At 70.4% G+C, this 18,056-nt stretch carries 15 protein-coding genes; 10 read left to right on the plus strand and 5 right to left on the minus strand.

Translation table 11 applies throughout. From position 1 onward, the window contains the following. Positions 1-146: 146 nt before the first annotated feature. The 6 genes from ACZ7DL_RS32920 to ACZ7DL_RS32945 all read left to right on the plus strand — a co-directional run bounded on the left by ACZ7DL_RS32920 (position 147) and on the right by ACZ7DL_RS32945 (position 6,718). On the plus strand, positions 147-1,793 hold the full coding sequence (locus ACZ7DL_RS32920; protein WP_470779843.1) for a sensor histidine kinase: 1,647 nt from the start codon (positions 147-149) through the stop codon (positions 1,791-1,793). Further along, positions 1,790-2,479 (plus strand): response regulator, encoded by a 690-nt coding sequence (locus tag ACZ7DL_RS32925; protein WP_470779845.1) that lies wholly within the window; start codon positions 1,790-1,792, stop codon positions 2,477-2,479. Before ACZ7DL_RS32920 ends, ACZ7DL_RS32925 begins: the two co-directional genes overlap by 4 nt. Positions 2,480-2,816: 337 nt before the next feature. Next, positions 2,817-4,184: an extracellular solute-binding protein gene (locus ACZ7DL_RS32930; protein WP_470779847.1), complete on the plus strand. Its 1,368-nt coding sequence runs from the start codon at positions 2,817-2,819 to the stop codon at positions 4,182-4,184. Then, complete coding sequence (locus ACZ7DL_RS32935) at positions 4,181-5,044, plus strand: carbohydrate ABC transporter permease (protein WP_470779848.1); 864 nt, start codon at positions 4,181-4,183, stop codon at positions 5,042-5,044. Before ACZ7DL_RS32930 ends, ACZ7DL_RS32935 begins: the two co-directional genes overlap by 4 nt. Further along, entirely contained in the window at positions 5,044-5,871 is an 828-nt protein-coding gene (locus ACZ7DL_RS32940; protein ID WP_470779850.1) for a carbohydrate ABC transporter permease, read from the plus strand. Before ACZ7DL_RS32935 ends, ACZ7DL_RS32940 begins: the two co-directional genes overlap by 1 nt. A 139-nt stretch (positions 5,872-6,010) precedes the next feature. After that, the gene (locus tag ACZ7DL_RS32945) at positions 6,011-6,718 is read left to right on the plus strand and encodes an XRE family transcriptional regulator (RefSeq protein WP_470779852.1); all 708 of its coding nucleotides are present in this window, start codon (positions 6,011-6,013) and stop codon (positions 6,716-6,718) included. A 64-nt stretch (positions 6,719-6,782) separates the two neighbouring features. Here the strand turns inward: ACZ7DL_RS32945 and ACZ7DL_RS32950 are convergent, their stop codons facing one another. Continuing rightward, complete coding sequence (locus ACZ7DL_RS32950; RefSeq protein ID WP_470779853.1) at positions 6,783-7,808, minus strand: ATP-dependent 6-phosphofructokinase; 1,026 nt, start codon at positions 7,806-7,808, stop codon at positions 6,783-6,785. A gap of 193 nt (positions 7,809-8,001) precedes the next feature. Here ACZ7DL_RS32950 and pta point away from each other — a divergent pair, with 193 nt between their 5' ends. The 3 genes from pta to pyk all read left to right on the plus strand — a co-directional run bounded on the left by pta (position 8,002) and on the right by pyk (position 12,815). After that, positions 8,002-10,095, plus strand: coding sequence for a phosphate acetyltransferase (pta, locus tag ACZ7DL_RS32955; RefSeq protein ID WP_470779855.1), 2,094 nt, complete (start codon positions 8,002-8,004; stop codon positions 10,093-10,095). Next, a complete protein-coding gene (locus tag ACZ7DL_RS32960) occupies positions 10,092-11,303 on the plus strand; it encodes an acetate kinase (RefSeq protein ID WP_470779856.1) in 1,212 nt (403 codons plus the stop codon). Before pta ends, ACZ7DL_RS32960 begins: the two co-directional genes overlap by 4 nt. A gap of 84 nt (positions 11,304-11,387) precedes the next feature. Then, on the plus strand, positions 11,388-12,815 hold the full coding sequence (gene pyk / locus ACZ7DL_RS32965; protein WP_470779858.1) for a pyruvate kinase: 1,428 nt from the start codon (positions 11,388-11,390) through the stop codon (positions 12,813-12,815). A 99-nt stretch (positions 12,816-12,914) separates the two neighbouring features. Here pyk and ACZ7DL_RS32970 read toward each other — a convergent pair whose 3' ends face one another. The 4 genes from ACZ7DL_RS32970 to ACZ7DL_RS32985 all read right to left on the minus strand — a co-directional run bounded on the left by ACZ7DL_RS32970 (position 12,915) and on the right by ACZ7DL_RS32985 (position 17,224). Beyond that, on the minus strand, positions 12,915-14,291 hold the full coding sequence (locus ACZ7DL_RS32970) for a hypothetical protein (RefSeq protein ID WP_470779859.1): 1,377 nt from the start codon (positions 14,289-14,291) through the stop codon (positions 12,915-12,917). Beyond that, entirely contained in the window at positions 14,281-14,874 is a 594-nt protein-coding gene (locus ACZ7DL_RS32975; RefSeq protein ID WP_470779860.1) for a DUF6114 domain-containing protein, read from the minus strand. The genes ACZ7DL_RS32970 and ACZ7DL_RS32975 overlap by 11 nt, the downstream gene beginning before the upstream one ends. A 117-nt stretch (positions 14,875-14,991) precedes the next feature. After that, positions 14,992-15,630, minus strand: coding sequence for a DUF6230 family protein (locus ACZ7DL_RS32980; RefSeq protein WP_470779862.1), 639 nt, complete (start codon positions 15,628-15,630; stop codon positions 14,992-14,994). 622 nt (positions 15,631-16,252) lie between these two features. After that, entirely contained in the window at positions 16,253-17,224 is a 972-nt protein-coding gene (locus tag ACZ7DL_RS32985) for a tetratricopeptide repeat protein (RefSeq protein WP_470779863.1), read from the minus strand. A gap of 207 nt (positions 17,225-17,431) precedes the next feature. Between ACZ7DL_RS32985 and ACZ7DL_RS32990 the strand changes: the two genes are divergently transcribed. Further along, positions 17,432-18,049, plus strand: coding sequence for a TetR/AcrR family transcriptional regulator (locus ACZ7DL_RS32990; protein ID WP_470779865.1), 618 nt, complete (start codon positions 17,432-17,434; stop codon positions 18,047-18,049). The last annotated feature ends 7 nt before the right edge of the window (positions 18,050-18,056 follow it).

The following is an 18,056-nucleotide window of genomic DNA, read 5'->3' on the forward strand; positions in this document are numbered from 1 at the left end:
CTGCCCTCCTTGACGTCTTCGTCGGTGAACACCGGCGTGCGGCTCACGTCCGGATGGGGAATGCCGTGACTATCTCCCGGGGCTGTGAGGGCGGTCACCCTTGCGTTCATTTAGTTCGCGCTTCGACGGAGAGGGACACTGCTGACATGCGCGTACCGACCCTGCCGAGACCCCGCAGCCTGGCGGGCCAGCTCTTCGCCGTGCAGGCCGTGCTGATCGCGCTGGTCGTGGCCGGGTACGCGCTGTTCACCTACGTCAGCGACGCGCGCCAGGCCGAGGACGCCGCCGCCCGGCAGGCCACGGCGGTGGCCCGTTCGATCGCCGACTCCCCGTCGGTCCGGGCGGCGATCCGCACCACCGACCCCACGTCCCGGCTGGAGCCGTACGCCCTCCAGGTCACGCGGGACGCCAACGTCGACTTCGTCACGATCATGAACCCGTCCGGCATCCGCTGGACCCACCCCGACGAGAAACAGATCGGCCGGCGCTTCCTCGGCAACATCGGCCCTGCCCAGCACGGCCGCACCTTCACCGAGACCTACACCGGCACCCTCGGCCCGTCCGTCCGCGCGGTGGCCCCCATCTCGGACAACGGCCGGATCGTCGGCCTGGTCAGCGCCGGCATCACGGTGGAGACGATCAGCGCCCGGGTCCGGGACCAGGTCACGGCCCTGCTCGGGGTGGCCGGCGGCACCCTGCTGCTCGGCGCGGTCGGCACGTACGTGATCAACGCCCGCCTGCGCCGCCACACCCACGGCATGAACGCCACCGAGCTGAGCCGGATGCACGACTACCACCAGGCGGCGCTGCACGCGGTCCGGGAAGGGCTGCTGATGCTGGACGGGCAGTACCGGGTGGCGCTGATCAACGACGGCGGCCGGGAACTGCTGGGCCTGGGCGGCGCCTCCGACGCGGAGCTGGTCGGCCGCTCGGTGGCCGACCTCGGCCTGCCGGCCCCGCTGACGGGCGCCCTGCTCTCCTCCGAGCCCCGGGTGGACGAGGTGCACCTGGCGGCGTCCCGGGTGCTGGTGGTCAACACGTCCCCGGTCTCCGGGGGTGAGCACAGGGGTACGGTCGCAACGCTCCGCGATGTCACCGAACTCCAGTCGTTGATGGGCGAGTTGGACTCGGAGCGGGGCTTCACCCAGGCCCTGCGCTCGCAGGCGCACGAGGCGGCGAACCGCCTGCACACGGTCGTGTCGCTGATCGAGCTGGGCCGCGCCGAGGAGGCGGTGGAGTTCGCCACGGCCGAGCTGGAGCTGGCCCAGGCCCTGACCGACCAGGTCGTCGCGGCGGTGAGCGAGCCGGTGCTGGCCGCCCTGCTGCTGGGCAAGACGGCGCAGGCGAACGAGCGGGGCGTGGAGCTGGTGGTGTCCCCGGACAGCCGCCTGGACGACGGCCTCCTTCCGGAGAGCCTGTCCACCCGGGACCTGGTGACCATCCTCGGCAACCTGATCGACAACGCGGTGGACGCGGCCCAGGGCAGCGTGCGGGCACGGGTCACGGTGACGGCGTACGCCTCGGCCGCCGAAGTGGTGCTGCGCGTGTCGGACACCGGCCCCGGTGTGGACCCCGCCCATGCCGACCTGGTATTCCAGCGGGGGTTCTCCACGAAGCCGGCCGGGCCCGGCGGGCGGGGGCTCGGGCTGGCCCTGGTCCGGCAGGCGGTGACCCGCCACGAGGGCACGTTGACGGTGGCGGAGTCCGGTGAGGACGGCGAGGGCGGAGCGGTGTTCGAGGTGCGGTTGCCGTTGCGCACGGCCGCACCGGCTCCGGGAGGCGGCGAGGCATGACGGACGGACAGCCGATCAGAGTGCTGGTGGTCGAGGACGACCCGGTGGCCGCCGACGCGCATGTGATGTACGTCGGCCGGGTGCCGGGATTCGTCGCGGTGGGGAAGGCGCACACGGGCGCGGAGGCGCGGCGCTTCCTGGACCGTACGCCCGTCGACCTGCTGTTGCTGGATCTGCATCTGCCGGATGTGCACGGTTTGCAGCTGGCGCGGTCGCTTCGGGCGGCCGGGCTGCACGCGGACGTGATAGCGGTGACCTCGGCGCGGGATCTCGCGGTGGTGCGCGAAGGCGTCTCGCTGGGGGTCGTGCAGTACGTCCTGAAGCCGTTCACGTTCGCGACGCTCCGCGATCGGCTGGTCCGGTACGCCGAGTTCCACGCGTCGGTGGGTGAGGCGAGCGGCCAGGACGAGGTGGACCGGGCCCTGGCGGTGCTGCGGGCACCGTCCCCGGCGGCCCTGCCGAAGGGACTGAGCGGGCCGACCCTGGAACGGGTGACGAGCGTGCTGCGCCAGGCGGCGGAAGGACTGACGGCGGCCGGGGTGGCCGAGGCCGTGGGCATCTCCCGGATCACCGCCCGGCGGTATCTGGAACACCTGGTGGAGGCCGGACGGGCCGGGCGGAGCCCGCTCTACGGGCAGGTGGGACGGCCGGAGTTGGTGTACCGGTGGGTTTCGCAGGGGCGCTGAGGGCGGCGGCGCGGGCACGGGCGCGGACGGCTTCCGTGTGGGTGCCGGCCCGGGCGGCCATTCCGTGGGGCGGCCACCCGTAGTCGTTCGCGGGCAGCCGATGCCGGGATGCCGTCACGGAGGCGACATCGGCTTCCGGGACAACACCTTCCGCGCCCCCGTCACCGGCAAGCAGGTCCGGGGGCAGTAGCGGCACCCTCCACCCGCCGGCGCCTGCGCCCCCGGCGGAAGCGGCACCGGCTCAATCCCGCGCAGACGCATTGACCTGACTAGACCACCGCTCTTACCTTCACACGGCAGTCATCTCCGCGCCACCCCCACGTGTGCTGAGGAGGTCATGCCCGTGCGCCCCACCGCCGCTTCCCTCGTCGTCCTCGCTCTCGCCGCAGCGGCCCTCACCGCCTGCGGCAGCGGATCCGGCAGCAGTCCGGACACAATCAAGGTGTCGTACAAGCAGTCCACCGACAACTCGGTGAAGGTGATGGACACCTATCTCGCCGGGATCAAGAAGGAGTTCGAGAGGAAGTACCCCGGCAAGAAGGTGGAGTTCGTGCCGATCAAGGCCCCGGACTCGGAGTACTACACCAAGCTCCAGCAGATGCTGCGGTCGCCGCGGACCGCCCCGGACCTGGTGTACGAGGACACCTTCCTCATCAACTCCGACATCACCAGCGGGTACTTGAAGCCGCTCGACCCGTACCTCGCCAAGTGGCCGGACTGGGAGAGGTTCGTCGATACGGCGAAGGCGGCGGCGAAGGGCCAGGACGGGAAGACGTACGGGGTGCCGGACGGGACCGACACGCGGGGGCTGTGGTTCGACAAGCGGGTGTTCGCGAAGGCCGGGCTGCCCCTGGACTGGCAGCCGAGGAGCTGGGACGACGTCCTGGCCGCCGCGCGGACCATCAAGCGCAAGGTCCCCGGTGTCACGCCGCTCAACGTCTACACCGGCAAGCCGGCGGGTGAGCGGGCCACGATGCAGGGATTCGAGATGCTCCTGTACGGCACCGGCGACGGCTCCGCCGATCCGCTCTACGACAGCTCGGCGAAGAAGTGGATCACGGCCGGACAGGGTTTCGAGGACTCGCTCCGGTTCGTCGAGACCGTCTACCGGGAGAAGCTCGGCCCCGACGTCTCCGACGCCCTCGACCCCAACTTCGCCACCACCGTGGGCGGCGAGCTGCTCCCTGGGGGCCGGCTCGGCATCGACCTCGACGGCTCCTGGCTGCCGCAGGTCTGGCTCCCGGGCAGCGGACACGAGTGGCCCGACTGGTCCAGGCATCTCGGTCTCGCCCACATGCCGACCCAACACGGGCAGGCGCCCGGCAAGGTGAGCATGTCCGGCGGCTGGACCTGGTCCATCCCGGCCAAGGCGGCCAACCCCGGCCTCGCCTTCGACTTCGTCAGGACGATGCAGACCAAAGACAACGCCCGGAAGTGGTACATCGCCAACTCCGGGATCGCCGTGCGCGAGGACGTCGCGGACGACCCCGCCTACGCCACCGCCCAGCCCGGCATCAAGTTCTTCACCGACCTGGTGGCGCACACCCGCTACCGGCCCGCGTATCCGGCGTACCCGAAGGTGTCGACCGCCATACAGGAGGCGATGGAAGGCGTGACGACCGGCGACCAGTCGGTGGAGCAGGCCGCGAGCGCGTACGACGCCACCCTCGAGGACGTCACCGGCGGCCGAGTGATCCAAAAGTGAAGGGCCGTCGCCGGCTCGCCAGGGCCGTCCCGCTCGCTCCCTCCGTCGTCCTGCTCCTGCTCTTCCTCGCCGGCCCCATCGCCTACTGCGTCTCCATCGCCTTCACCGACCTCCAGCTGACCGGTCAGGCCCACTCGTCCTTCGTCGGCTTCGCGAACTTCCGCCGGGCCTTCGGGGACGACGCGTTCCTGAACGCCGTACGGCTGACCCTGGTGTTCACCGTGCTGTCCGCGCTCGTCGGGCAGAACACCCTGGGACTCGCCCTGGCCGCGCTGATGAAGCGGGCGTCGAAGCCCGTCCGCACCCTCACCGGCGGGGTCGTCGTCACCGCGTGGGTGCTGCCGGAGGTCGTCGCCGGATTTCTGCTCTACGCGTTCTTCCGGCGCGAGGGCACCCTGAACGCCCTCCTGGACTGGCTGCACCTGCCCCGGCAGAACTGGCTGTTCACGCTGCCCATCCTCGCGGTGTCCTTCGCCAACGTCTGGCGCGGGACGGCGTTCTCGATGCTCGTCTACTCCGCCGCGCTCGACGAGATCCCCGCCGAGATCACGGAGGCCGCCGAGGTGGACGGGGCCGGCGGATGGCGGCGGCTGTGGCACATCACGCTGCCGATGATCCGGCGCTCCATCGGCACCACCCTGATGCTCAACACGCTCCAGACGCTCTCCGTCTTCGGGCTGATCTGGGTGATGACCCGGGGCGGGCCCGGGGGCCGGAGCCAGACCCTGCCGCTGTTCATGTACGAGCAGGCCTTCCAGAACAGCATGATCGGCTACGGCACCGCGGTCGCCCTGCTCCTGCTGCTCGTCGGCTCCCTGTTCTCCGTGGTCTATCTGCGTCTGCTGCGGACGGAGGTCTGATGCCCCGCACGCGTGCCTCCCGCCGGCTCGCCGCCGATCTGGCCCTGCTCGCCGTGGCCGTCGCCTTCGCGCTCCCGCTCGCCTGGGTGCTGCTGTCCGCCGTGGACCCGCACGCCGGCCTGCGGGTCAGGGCCCCGGACAGGCTCACCCTGGACAACTTCGACGCGATCCTGACGCCGGACATCACCTACACGCCGCTGCTCAACAGCCTGATCCTGTGCGGGGGCGGCACCGCGCTGACCGTCGGCTGCGCCGCCCTCGCCGCGTATCCGCTGTCCCGGTTCCGGTCCCGGCTGAACCGGCCGTTCCTGCTGACGATCCTGTTCGCGACGAGCCTGCCCATCACGGCGATCATGGTGCCGGTGTACGCGCTGTTCGTCCGGGTGAATCTGATCGACACCCTCCAGGGCACGGTCTTCTTCTTCGCCGCCTCCCAGCTGCCCTTCGCCATCTGGCTGATGAAGAACTTCATGGACGGCGTGCCGAGGGAGCTGGAGGAGGCGGCCTGGACGGACGGGGCCTCCTCGTTCCAGTCCCTGGTGCGGATCGTGCTGCCGCTGATGGGGCCGGGGCTCGCCGTCGTGACCGTGTTCTCGTTCGTGATGATGTGGGGGAACTTCTTCGTCCCGTTCATGCTGCTGCTCACCCCGGACCAGATGCCGGCCTCGGTGAGCATCAACGACTTCTTCGGCAACCGGGGCATGGTGGCGTACGGCCAGCTCGCCGCCTTCTCCGTGATCTATTCGACGCCGGTGATCCTTTTGTATGTTCTGGTGGCACGCCGGCTGGGCGGAGGGTTCGCGCTGGGCGGCGCGGTGAAGGGGTGACGGCAGGTAACACCAGGTCACGAGGGGTGACACTGAGTGTCAGCTCACTCTGTGCGATCACTCCGTACGTTCCTACGATCCGTGATCTCGGCTGAACCGACCGTAGTCAGGGTCGCGGCGCGCCCCTACCTTGTGCCGGGTGCGCCATCCCTCAGCCCGATCGAACCCCCCGACTCCCCCGTTCAACGCCCCGGCCGCCCGCAGGCTCCGCGCCGCGCTGGGCATGGGGCCCGAGCACGTCGCCTACGGGCTGCGCGCCTCGTACGGGCTGCCGTATGTCACCCCTGATCTCGTGATCGCCTGGGAGCGCGGCACCGTCACCCCCAGCAACCCCGAACTCACCGCGATGGCAGGCGTGCTGTGGTGTTCCCCCGGTGAGCTGATCGGCCGGCCGCGAACCCTGCGCGAGCACCGCATCGCCCGGGCCGTCGCCCCCGAGGACGTCGCCCATGCCGTCGGCATGGAGCTGCGCGCGTATCTGCGCACCGAGGAGACCGGGCAGTGGCGGGGCAACGAGCGCCAGTCGGCCGCACTCGCACGGATCCTGGACCTCGCCCTGCCCGACTTCGTCACCGTCACCGGCCGCGAGGCGAAGCTCACCGACCTGCTGCACAGCGCGGTGACCACCCGCTGGCAGGCCTATGTGCGGCCGGTGATGAAGCTCGCCCCGCTGGACAAGGACGTCGTGGAGGCAGTGCTCCAGGAGCTACACCAGGACTATCAGGGGCACATGGCCGCCACCCTCAGCTGGGGCGGCGGCAGCAGGAGCGCCAGCGAGCCGGGGCAGAAGTTCCTGGACGGGATCGTCGACACCTTCTGGGCCGCAGTGGCGGACCGTACCGGGTGAGGAGGACACCCCCGGCGGCCCCGCACCCGCGCGCCGGTGCGCGCGGGGCCGCGTGCCGTACGGCTCAGAAGACCGACTCGGCCTCGTCCATGCGGTCCTTCGGCACCGTCTTCAGCTCGGTGACCGCCTCCGCGAGCGGCACCATCACGATGTCGGTGCCGCGCAGCGCGGTCATCCTGCCGAACTCGCCGCGGTGTGCGGCCTCGACGGCATGCCAGCCGAAGCGGGTGGCGAGGACCCGGTCGTACGGGGTGGGTACACCGCCGCGCTGGACGTGGCCGAGGATGACCGGCTTGGCCTCCTTGCCGAGCCGCCTCTCCAGCTCGTACGCCAGCGCGGTGCCGATGCCCTGGAAGCGCTCGTGGCCGTACTGGTCGATCTCGCCCTTGCCGTAGTCCATGGTGCCCTCGGCGGGGTGAGCGCCCTCGGCGACGCAGATGACGGCGAACTTCTTGCCGCGGGCGAAGCGCTCCTCGACCATCTTGGCCAGGTCGGCGGGGTCGAAGGGGCGCTCGGGCAGGCAGATGCCGTGGGCGCCGGCGGCCATGCCGGACTCCAGGGCGATCCAGCCGGCGTGCCGGCCCATGACCTCCACGACCATCACGCGCTGGTGGGACTCGGCCGTGGTCTTCAGGCGGTCCATCGCCTCGGCGGCCACGCCGACGGCGGTGTCGAAGCCGAAGGTGCGGTCGGTGGAGGAGATGTCGTTGTCGATCGTCTTCGGGACGCCGACGACCGGCAGGCCCGCGTCGGAGAGCATGCGGGCCGCGGTCAGGGTGCCCTCGCCGCCGATCGGGATCAGGGCGTCGATGCCGAACTCCTCGACCATGTCGGCCGCACCCTCGCAGGCCTCGCGCAGCCGGTCGCGCTCGAGCCGGGACGAGCCGAGGATGGTGCCGCCGCGGGCCAGGATGCCGCTGACCGCGTCCAGATCGAGGGTGCGGTAGTGACGGTCGAGGAGACCTCGGTAGCCGTCCTCGAAGCCGATGACCTCGTCGCCGTACTGCGCCACCGCCCGGTGCACGACCGACCGGATCACGGCGTTCAGGCCGGGGCAGTCGCCGCCTGCGGTGAGAACTCCGATGCGCATCGTGCTGTGTCTCCTGCTCGCTGTCGGTTACCGGGGAGCCAGTGTCGATTCTTTCACGTCCCCGGGGCAGGCGAAGTCTTGACGGGCGCCTTAACCGGCAGCAGGGGTATTGTCAAGAGGGTTCAGCTCACCTTGGTGAGCGATTTTTATGCCGCAGAGGCGACGGAAGCGACATGAGGAACGGAGTGGACACGTGACGCGCAGCGTGTACGTGACCGGGATCGACCGCGGCGACGGCCGCCAGGTCGTGGAGCTGGGAGTCATGGAACTCCTGACCCGGCAGGTCGACCGGGTGGGTGTGTTCCGGCCGCTCGTCCACGACGGACCCGATCGCCTGTTCGAGCTGCTGCGGGCCCGGTACCGCCTCTCACAGGACCCGGCGACCGTCTACGGCATGGACTACCACGAGGCGTCCGCGCTCCAGGCCGAGCAGGGCGCCGACGAACTGGTCTCCGCCCTGGTCGACCGCTTCCACATGGTGGCCCGGGACTACGACGTCGTCCTGGTCCTCGGCACCGACTTCGCCGACACCCAGCTGCCGGACGAGCTGTCCCTGAACGCCCGGCTCGCCAACGAGTTCGGCGCCTCGGTGATCCCGGTGGTGGGCGGCCGGAAGCAGTCCGCGGAGTCCGTGCTGGCCGAGACCCGCAACGCCTACCGGGCCTACGACACCCTCGGCTGCGACGTGCTCGCGATGGTCGCCAACCGAGTGGCCCGCGAGGACCGCGACGAGCTCGCCGTGCGGCTCGCGAACCGGCTGCCGGTGCCGACGTACGTACTCCCCGACGAGCCCGCCCTGTCCGCGCCGACGGTCTCCCAGATCGCCCAGGCCCTCGGCGCCAAGGTGCTGCTCGGCGACGACTCCGGGCTCGCCCGGGACGCGCTCGGCTTCGTCTTCGGCGGTGCGATGCTGCCGAACTTCCTCGGCGCCCTGACCCCGGGCTGCCTGGTCGTCACCCCGGGCGACCGCGCCGACCTGGTCGTCGGCTCGCTGGCCGCGCACAGCGCCGGCACCCCGCCGATAGCCGGCGTGCTGCTCACCCTGAACGAGGTGCCGAGCGAGGAGATCCTCACCCTGGCCGCCCGTCTCGCCCCGGGCACCCCGGTGATCTCGGTGTCCGGCAACAGCTTCCCCACCGCCGAGCAGCTCTTCTCCCTGGAGGGGAAGATGACCGCGGCCACCCCGCGCAAGGCGGAGACCGCGCTCGGCCTGTTCGAGCGGTACACCGACACCGCCGACCTGGCCCGCCGGGTCTCGGCGCCGAGCAGCGACCGGGTCACCCCGATGATGTTCGAGCACAAGCTGCTGGAGCAGGCCCGCGCCGACAAGCGCCGGGTCGTCCTCCCGGAGGGCACCGAGGAGCGGGTGCTGCACGCGGCCGAGGTGCTGCTGCGCCGGGGCGTGTGCGACCTGACCCTGCTCGGCCCGGTCGACCAGATCCGCAAGAAGGCCGCCGACCTGGGCATCGACCTCGGGGACACCCAGCTGATCGACCCCGCCACCTCCGAACTGCGCGACTCCTTCGCCGAGCAGTACGCCGGCCTGCGCGCCCACAAGGGCGTCACGGTCGAGCTGGCCTACGACGTCGTCTCGGACGTGAACTACTTCGGCACCCTGATGGTCCAGGAGGGCCTGGCCGACGGCATGGTGTCCGGCTCGGTGCACTCCACGGCGGCCACCATCCGGCCCGCCTTCGAGATCATCAAGACCAAGCCGGAGTCGTCCATCGTCTCGTCGGTGTTCTTCATGTGCCTGGCCGACAAGGTGCTGGTCTACGGCGACTGCGCGGTCAACCCGGACCCGAACGCCGAGCAGCTCGCCGACATCGCCGTCCAGTCGGCCGGCACGGCCGCGCAGTTCGGCGTGGAGCCGCGGATCGCGATGCTGTCGTACTCCACCGGTACGTCCGGTTCGGGCGCCGACGTCGACAAGGTGCGCGAGGCGACCGAGCTGGCCCGCTCGCGCCGGCCGGACCTGAAGATCGAGGGGCCCATCCAGTACGACGCGGCCGTGGAGCCGTCCGTCGCGGCCACCAAGCTGCCCGGCTCCGAGGTCGCCGGGCAGGCGAGCGTGCTGATCTTCCCCGACCTCAACACCGGCAACAACACCTACAAGGCCGTGCAGCGCTCGGCCGGCGCGATCGCCGTCGGCCCGGTCCTCCAGGGTCTGCGCAAGCCGGTCAACGACCTGTCCCGGGGCGCCCTCGTCCAGGACATCGTCAACACCGTCGCCATCACGGCGATCCAGGCCCAGACGCCCGCGACCCAGAAGGCGACCCAGCAGTGACCACGCCCACCCGTGTCCTCGTCCTCAACTCCGGCTCCTCGTCGGTGAAGTACCAGCTGCTCGACATGCGCGACCGGAGCCGGCTCGCCGTCGGCCTGGTCGAGCGCATCGGCGAGCAGACCTCCCGGTTCAAGCACACCTGCCTCACCTCGGGCGACACCCGGGAGCACAGCGGGCCGATCGCCGACCACGACGCCGCCCTCAAGGCGGTCGCCGGGGAGCTGAGCCGGGACGGCCTCGGCCTGGACTCCCCCGAGCTGGCCGCGATCGGGCACCGGGTGGTGCACGGCGGGATGTTCTTCACCGAGCCCACCGTCGTGGACGACGCGGTGCTCACCGAGATCGAGCGGCTGATCCCGGTCGCCCCGCTGCACAACCCGGCCAACCTCACCGGCATCCGCACCGCCCAGGCGCTGCGCCCCGACCTGCCCCAGGTCGCCGTCTTCGACACCGCGTTCCACACGACGATGCCGGAGTCGGCGGCCCGCTACGCGATCGACCCGAAGGTCGCCGACCGCCACCGCATCCGCCGCTACGGCTTCCACGGCACCTCGCACGCGTACGTCTCCCGGGAGACCGCGCGGCTGCTGGGCAAGGACCCCTCCGAGGTGAACGTCATCGTGCTGCACCTGGGCAACGGTGCCTCGGCGTCCGCGGTCGAGAAGGGCCGGTGCGTGGACACCTCCATGGGGCTGACGCCCTTGGAGGGGCTCGTGATGGGTACGCGATCCGGTGATCTGGACCCGGCCGTCATCTTCCATTTGGCACGGGTTGGGGATATGTCCATGGACGAGATCGACACTCTTCTCAACAAGAGGAGCGGTTTGTTCGGTCTGTGCGGGGACAACGACATGCGGGAGATCCGCCGCCGGATCGACGAGGGCGACGAAGAGGCCGCGCTCGCCTTCGACATTTACATTCACCGGATCAAGAAGTACATCGGCGCCTATTACGCCGTCCTCGGGACCGTGGACGCGGTGGCGTTCACGGCCGGGGTCGGCGAGAACGCGGCACCGGTGCGGGAGGCTGCGATCGCGGGCCTGGAGGGGCTGGGCCTGGCGGTCGACCCGGAGCGGAACGCCGTACGCGGTGGCGAGCCGCGGCTGATTTCGCCCGAGTCCGCGCGGGCGGCGGTGGCCGTCGTGCCGACGGATGAAGAACTGGAGATCGCGACGCAGACCTACGCACTGGTCGGAAAGAACAACTGAATAGCACCTGAGCGGTGTGGCACTCATTTGTATCTTCCGCCAGACGGAATATTCCGTAGCGAAACAAACCGATAGGATCGCCCCATGCGCCGTTCGAAAATCGTCTGTACTCTCGGCCCCGCGGTCGACTCCCACGAGATGCTCGTCGCCATGATCGAGGCGGGCATGAATGTGGCCCGGTTCAACTTCAGCCACGGCACCCACGCCGAGCACCAGGCGCGGTACGACCGCGTCCGGGCCGCGTCCAAGGAGACCGGCCGCCCCATCGGCGTCCTCGCCGACCTCCAGGGCCCGAAGATCCGCCTGGAGACCTTCGCCGAGGGTCCCGTCGAGCTGGAGCGGGGTGACGAGTTCGTCATCACGACCGAGGACGTGCCGGGTGACAAGCACATCTGCGGTACGACGTACAAGGGGCTGCCGGGCGATGTCTCGCGCGGCGACCAGGTCCTGATCAACGACGGCAACGTCGAGCTGAAGGTCCTGGACGTCGAGGGCCCTCGGGTGAAGACCATCGTCATCGAGGGCGGTGTCGTCTCCGACCACAAGGGCATCAACCTGCCCGGCGCGGCCGTCAACGTGCCCGCGCTGAGCGAGAAGGACGTCGACGACCTTCGCTTCGCCCTCCGCATGGGCTGCGACATGGTCGCACTGTCCTTCGTCCGGGACGCCAAGGACATCAACGACGTCCATCGCGTCATGGACGAGGAGGGCCGCCGCGTCCCCGTCATCGCCAAGGTGGAGAAGCCGCAGGCGGTGGAGAACATGGAGGACGTCGTCGCGGCGTTCGACGCCGTGATGGTCGCCCGCGGTGACCTCGCCGTCGAGTACCCGCTGGAGAAGGTCCCCATGGTGCAGAAGCGCCTGGTGGAGATGTGCCGGCGCAACGCCAAGCCGGTGATCGTCGCGACCCAGATGATGGAGTCGATGATCACCAACTCGCGTCCGACCCGCGCCGAGGCCTCCGACGTCGCCAACGCGATCCTGGACGGCGCCGACGCGGTCATGCTGTCGGCCGAGTCGAGCGTGGGCGCCTACCCGGTGGAGACGGTCAAGACCATGTCGAAGATCGTCGCCGCGGCCGAGCAGGAGCTGCTCGCCAAGGGCCTCCAGCCGCTGGTGCCGGGCAAGAAGCCGCGCACGCAGGGCGGTTCGGTGGCCCGCGCGGCCTGCGAGATCGCCGACTTCCTCGGCGGCAAGGGCCTGATCGCCTTCACCCAGTCCGGTGACACCGCGCGCCGGCTGTCCCGCTACCGCGCGACCCAGCCGATCATCGCCTTCACCACGGACGAGGGCACCCGCAACCAGCTCACCCTCAGCTGGGGCGTGGAGTCGCACGTCGTGCCGTTCGTGAACACCACCGACGAGATGGTCGACCTGGTGGACCAGGAGATCGCCCGGCTGGGACGCTTCAACCCCGGCGACACCGTCATCATCACCGCCGGCTCGCCCCCCGGGGTCCCCGGCACCACCAACATGCTCCGCGTCCACCACCTGGTCGGCCAGAGCAACTGACATATCCCGTAAGGGACTTGGACGGCACTGAGGGGCGCCCCCCGCGGCGGGGGGCGCCCCTCGGTGTGTTGCGGCTCCCGAACTGGCTCGCGCGACCGCTCAGTCGGTCGTGTACAGGTGCATGCCGGGCACGTGCAGGTTGCCGCCGAACTGGGCCGCCTGGACCACCTTGACGTTGGTGAAGTAGATCAGCGGGATGTTCAGCGGGGGCGGGCTGTCGGGGCTGAACGTCACCGGGATCAGCCCGAACAGGTTGCCCGAGATGCTCTCGGTGTACATCACCGTGTCACCGCCGGTGATGGTGGACGTCGAGCCCTTGGCCGCCTGCACGTGGTAGGTCTTGTTCGCCTGCTTGTCCTTCACCGTCTGGTGCAGGTCGCCGATGTCGGTGCCGCTGGAGATGACGTACTTCAGCACCTTCTTCTTGGTGCCATTGGCCGTCTTCACCTCGACTATGCCCTGGTAGTCGGCGCCCTTGAGGAGCAGGGAGCTGGCGTTCAGGTACCAGGGGTCGTCCGCCACCGGCACCTTGTTGTCGACGCCGCCCTCGTCGTCCGTGGCGACCGGGCAGTCCTCGGTGGAGGCGGACTCGCTCGCGGACGGGCTGGGCGTGGCCGACGCGGTCGCGTCCCCGGCCGCCTCGGTGGCGTCCTCGGCCTTGTCGGCGACCGTGCCGGTGGTGTCCCGGACCGTGTCCGTGGCCTTCTCCACCGTGTCCTCGACGGTGTCGGAGGCGCTGCCGCCGGAGCCCTCGCCGTCGCCCGACGCGGTGTCCGTGGCGGACGGCGACTGGGACGCGGACGGCGTCGCGGTCGGCGTCGGGGGCGCCGACGACGTGCCGGAGTCCTCGTCCTTGCTGCCGCCGGTCAGGATGTCACCGACCGTGTCGCCGATGGTGTCGAGGACGTCCCCGCCGCTGCTCTGTGTGGCCGTCGGCGTCGGCGTGGCCGTGTCGCCCGAGCCCGCACCGGGGTCCGACGAGCCGGAGCCGGAGCCCGGGTCGGAGGAGCCGGAGGTCGCCGTCGGCTTGGGCGCGGCCTTGTCGCCGGAACCTGAATCCGACGAAGAGGTGCCGCCCGAGTCCTGCGTGTCCTTGCCGTCCTGGGCGTTCGCGGTCGCCGTCGGGGACGGCGTGGCGGAATCCGCCGCCGTGCTCTGCGACGCGGACGGCGACGGCGAGGCCGAGGCGTCCTTGTCGTCGTCCAGCGCCTTGACGCAGTCCTTGTACTCGTCGGCCGTCAGGCTCTTGGCCGAGGACGACGGGGACGGGCTGCCGTTGTTGTCGGCGAGGGCGAGCGTGGATGTGAATCCCATGCCCATGAGCACCGCCGTGGGCATCGCCACCGAGGCTATGGCCTTGCCGGCGGGCATGTGGAACCTGGTGAACAGCGGCTTTCTGGGGGCCGCGTGGCGGGGCCCGGTTCTCGCGCGGGACCCGTCCACGTCGGTCCCGCGGGTCACCTCGTCAGCCGGCACTGTGCCTCCCGTTCGCCCCGTTGGCCGGGCTCGTTCCTGACAGGTCGTTCTCCCAGGGCGCCTTGTAGGGCCCGGTGGGGCCCGCGTCGCCCGCCGGGTCCGTGCCCTGGTGCGGCAGCTCCGGAGCGGCCTCGGGGGCACCGCCCTCGCCCGGGGCGGCCTCGGCCGGCGGCTGCGGCTGCGGAGGCGCGCCCGGCGCCCAGGCCACGGCCATCGCTCCGCCGATCAGGGCCATGAGGAAGCCCAGGACGAAGCCGCCGAAGTTGGCCACGGGGAGGGACACCAGCGCGAGCAGGATCGCGGCGACTCCCGCGAAGGTCCGTACGTGCTTCTGGAACCAGAGGCTGATGCCCAGGACGATGAGCAGCACACCGATGATCAGGGAGCCGGCTCCCGCGGTGGTCGCCATCGCCAGCGTCAGATGGCCGAGCTGGAGGTGGGCGTACGGGAAGTACATGATCGGAAGGCCGCCGAGCATGACGAACAGACCGGCCCAGAACGGACGTGTGCCCCGCCAGGCGCGGAACTGCAGCCTCCGGCGGCTGAACTGGCCGGGTGCGGCGGCAGGAGTCTCGGCGCTCATGGAAAACAGCTCCCTGGTGCGGCGTTGCTGTGGTGGTGATGTGGGCCGCGTGTGAGGACGCGGCCGGAGTGGGGACGGGCGGGGGCGCCACCGGCTCCCCCGCCCGTCATCGAGTGCTTAGTAGCACTCCTTGACACCCGTCGACAGCGACATGTGAAGGCCGCTGAGCTTGAAGGTGCCGGCGGTGGTCGCCCACGCCGTCTGCTTCACATCGGACAGCGTGGCCTTGTCGGCCTGCTGGGCGAAGCCGAAGGGGTTGGCCTGCTCGCCGCCGCCCTTCATGCCCGGACCCTTGGAAGCGTCCTTGGTGGCCACACCGATGTCGATGTTGTCGAACACCGCGTCGGCGTTGAGGTCGGCAACATCGATGTAGATGTTGTCGGCCTGGACCTTGTCGTGACCCGCGCCGCCGGCCCGCAGGATGAGGCTGACGTTGCCGAAGATCGGCACGTCCGGCGTGACGACGGACTGGCACAGGTTGGTGATCTCGGCGTGCTTGAACGCCGAGACGGCCACCGGGTGCGCCGTCTTCTTGCCGTCCATCGTGTAGCCGCTGTCGATGGCGCCGTACTGCTCGAAGCCGGTGCCGACGAGCTGGTCGGCGGACACCTTGAACGACTGGCCGGACACGCTGAACGAGGCGGCGAGAGCGCCCTGCGCGAGGGCGACACCTATCGCGGCCGTCGCGGCGACGCTGGGCACCATGACCACAGCGAACCGCTTCCATCTGGTCCCGCCACGCACCTGGGACTCCATATTTCCTCCTTCTCGGACGTACATCTCCTGGCCCGGACTCGCCACAGTCGGCGATTCAGCCGGGCAGGGATGGGAGAAGTGCTACGTCCTCGGGAAGGAGAGCGCCCGCACTCGGAGGCGCGAACCGCGCCCGAATCACCGGCGATCACCCCCGAGCGACAACCACTGGTCGCGCCTGACACGCATCACGCACAACCTTGCTGGACAGGCTTCACCGGCCGGCGAAGACCCCCCTGCCCTAGACCCGGCGCCACTGCCGCCGGCCCTGCTCGGTGGGGACCCAGAGTCTCCCGTGACCCGACCGGGTGCCGGGGTACGGGAATGGACCGAGCGTCGCCGATCGTGGTGCATTCTCGGCCCGGGCACAAGGGGGTTCGTTACTGGCTAGTAACGGCGGGATAACCGGAGGACGACCGACCGGTCTCGGAAGGCGACGCTCGGTACTGGCAGAGGGTAGAGCAAAGCCGTTGATCCCTGGACGAATCCAGACAGACCAACGGCTTCGATTTACTCGGAGTAACAGCCGTCACGATTACCAAGATTTGGTAAAGCGCGACCATCGTGAGGCCTTCCCGGCCAACTTTTCACCCCGGCATCACATGCCGTGGCGTTTAACGACTGGTCAGAACAGGGCGCGCGCAAGCGCCCTGCGTGCGCCCACCACCCGCGGATCCTCCGGGCCCACGACCTCGAACAGCTCCAGCAACCGGAGCCGTACCGCGTCCCGGTCGTCGCCCGCCGTGCGCTGCACGGTCTCGATCAGCCGCCCGAAGGCGTCCTCCACATGGCCGCCCACCAGATCCAGGTCGGCGGCGGCGATCTGCGCCTCGATGTCCTTCGGCCGCTCGGCGGCCTCCTGGCGCACCTTCTGCGGGTCCATGCCCTGCGCCCGCTGGAGCAACTCGGCCTGCGCCAGACCCAGCTTGGCCTCCGGGTGGGCCGGGTCGTCGGCCAGTACGTTCTGGTACGCCTGGACGGCCCCGCCCAGGTCGCCCGCGTCCAGCGCCTGCGCGGCGGCGTTCAGCAACGCGTCGTACGGCCCCTCCGGCGCCGCGGCCGGGGCGACGCCGCCGGGCTCGGCGTCCGGGTCGACGGTCAGGCCGGTCAGCCCGAAGCGCTGCTCGGCGACCGCCACCAGCTGGTCCAGGGTCTGCCGGATCTGCTGCTCGCCCGCCGCCCCCTGGAACAGCGGCAGTGCCTGTCCGGCCACGACGGCGAACACGGCCGGGATGCCCTGGATCCCGAACTGCTGCATCAGCATCGGGTTGGCGTCGACGTCGATCTTGGCGAGGAGGAAGCGCCCGTCGTACTCGACGGCCAGTCGCTCCAGGACCGGGCTCAGCTGCTTGCAGGGCTGACACCACTCGGCCCAGAAGTCGATGACGACGGGGACTTCGGCGGAGCGCTGGAGGACATCCCGCTCGAACCCTGCCTCATCGACATCGATGACGAGATCGGCCGGAGATACGGCCCCCGTCCCACCCTGCCGGGCGGCTTCGGCGCGCGCCTGCTCGGCCTTGGCCTTGGCCTCTTGGGCCGCCTTCACCGCGGCGAGGTCGACGACACCGCTCATGGACATGTTCCGTGGCTGCATGCGTCTATCCTCCCCCGATCCCGCGCCTGAATGAAAAACGGTGTGCCGGCGCCGGGTCCCCACCCCACGCCTGTGGTCATCGCTCGTGTACGTCCCTCACGAGCTTTCGCTACGAGTCGTAGCGTAATGCCATGAGGGCACCGCGCGACACCGCACACCGGTGATCTCCCTCACGACCGCACAGTTCCCGCCGGTTATGGTCGAGGAATGCAGAGCCGCACCCCCGCCAGCCGTACCGGGCGCCCGCGCAGCGCCGCCGCGGACGCCGCGATCCTGGCCGCGACCCGGGAGGCTCTGGTGGAGCTGGGCTGGTCCAAGCTCACCCTCGGAGACGTCGCGACACGGGCCGGGGTTGCGAAAACGACGCTCTACCGCCGCTGGGCCGGCAAGAACGAGCTGGTCGTGGACGCCGTCGCGGAGCTCTTCGACGAACTCGAGCTCCCCGACCGCGGCAGCCTCGCCGCCGACATCGAGGGCGTGGTCCTCCAGTTCGCGGCCATCCTCGCCCGCCCGGAGGCCAAGAGCGGCCTGATGGCCGTGGTCGCCGAGTCCACCCGCGACGACGCCCTGCGCGAGCGCATCCGCGCCTCCATCGTGGAACGCCAGATGCGTCTGGTTCTGGAGGGCCGCGCCCGGGCCCAGCGGCGCGGCGAACTCCCGCCGGAACCGGACCCCGCCGAGGCCGCCCGTACGGGCGACCTCATCTTCGACGTGGTGGCGGGCGCAGTGGTGCACCGCACCCTGGTCAGCGGCAAACCGGCGGACGAGGAATGGGTCCGCAGCTTCACCCGGGTCCTGCTGCTGGGCCTCGCCTCGTCCGCCTGACGCCACC

It is taken from the genome of Streptomyces sp. NPDC036984 (assembly GCF_055607665.1).

Bases quoted from the DNA above. Each gene is read 5' to 3' on its own strand.
- ACZ7DL_RS32920 (WP_470779843.1), top strand. From the start codon at position 147: ATGCGCGTACCGACCCTGCCGAGACCCCGCAGCCTGGCGGGCCAGCTC.
- ACZ7DL_RS32925 (WP_470779845.1), top strand. From the start codon at position 1,790: ATGACGGACGGACAGCCGATCAGAGTGCTGGTGGTCGAGGACGACCCG.
- ACZ7DL_RS32930 (WP_470779847.1), top strand. From the start codon at position 2,817: ATGCCCGTGCGCCCCACCGCCGCTTCCCTCGTCGTCCTCGCTCTCGCC.
- ACZ7DL_RS32940 (WP_470779850.1), top strand. From the start codon at position 5,044: ATGCCCCGCACGCGTGCCTCCCGCCGGCTCGCCGCCGATCTGGCCCTG.
- ACZ7DL_RS32950 (WP_470779853.1), bottom strand. From the start codon at position 7,808: ATGCGCATCGGAGTTCTCACCGCAGGCGGCGACTGCCCCGGCCTGAAC.
- pyk (WP_470779858.1), top strand. From the start codon at position 11,388: ATGCGCCGTTCGAAAATCGTCTGTACTCTCGGCCCCGCGGTCGACTCC.
- ACZ7DL_RS32975 (WP_470779860.1), bottom strand. From the start codon at position 14,874: ATGAGCGCCGAGACTCCTGCCGCCGCACCCGGCCAGTTCAGCCGCCGG.
- ACZ7DL_RS32980 (WP_470779862.1), bottom strand. From the start codon at position 15,630: ATGGAGTCCCAGGTGCGTGGCGGGACCAGATGGAAGCGGTTCGCTGTG.
- ACZ7DL_RS32985 (WP_470779863.1), bottom strand. From the start codon at position 17,224: ATGCAGCCACGGAACATGTCCATGAGCGGTGTCGTCGACCTCGCCGCG.
- ACZ7DL_RS32990 (WP_470779865.1), top strand. From the start codon at position 17,432: ATGCAGAGCCGCACCCCCGCCAGCCGTACCGGGCGCCCGCGCAGCGCC.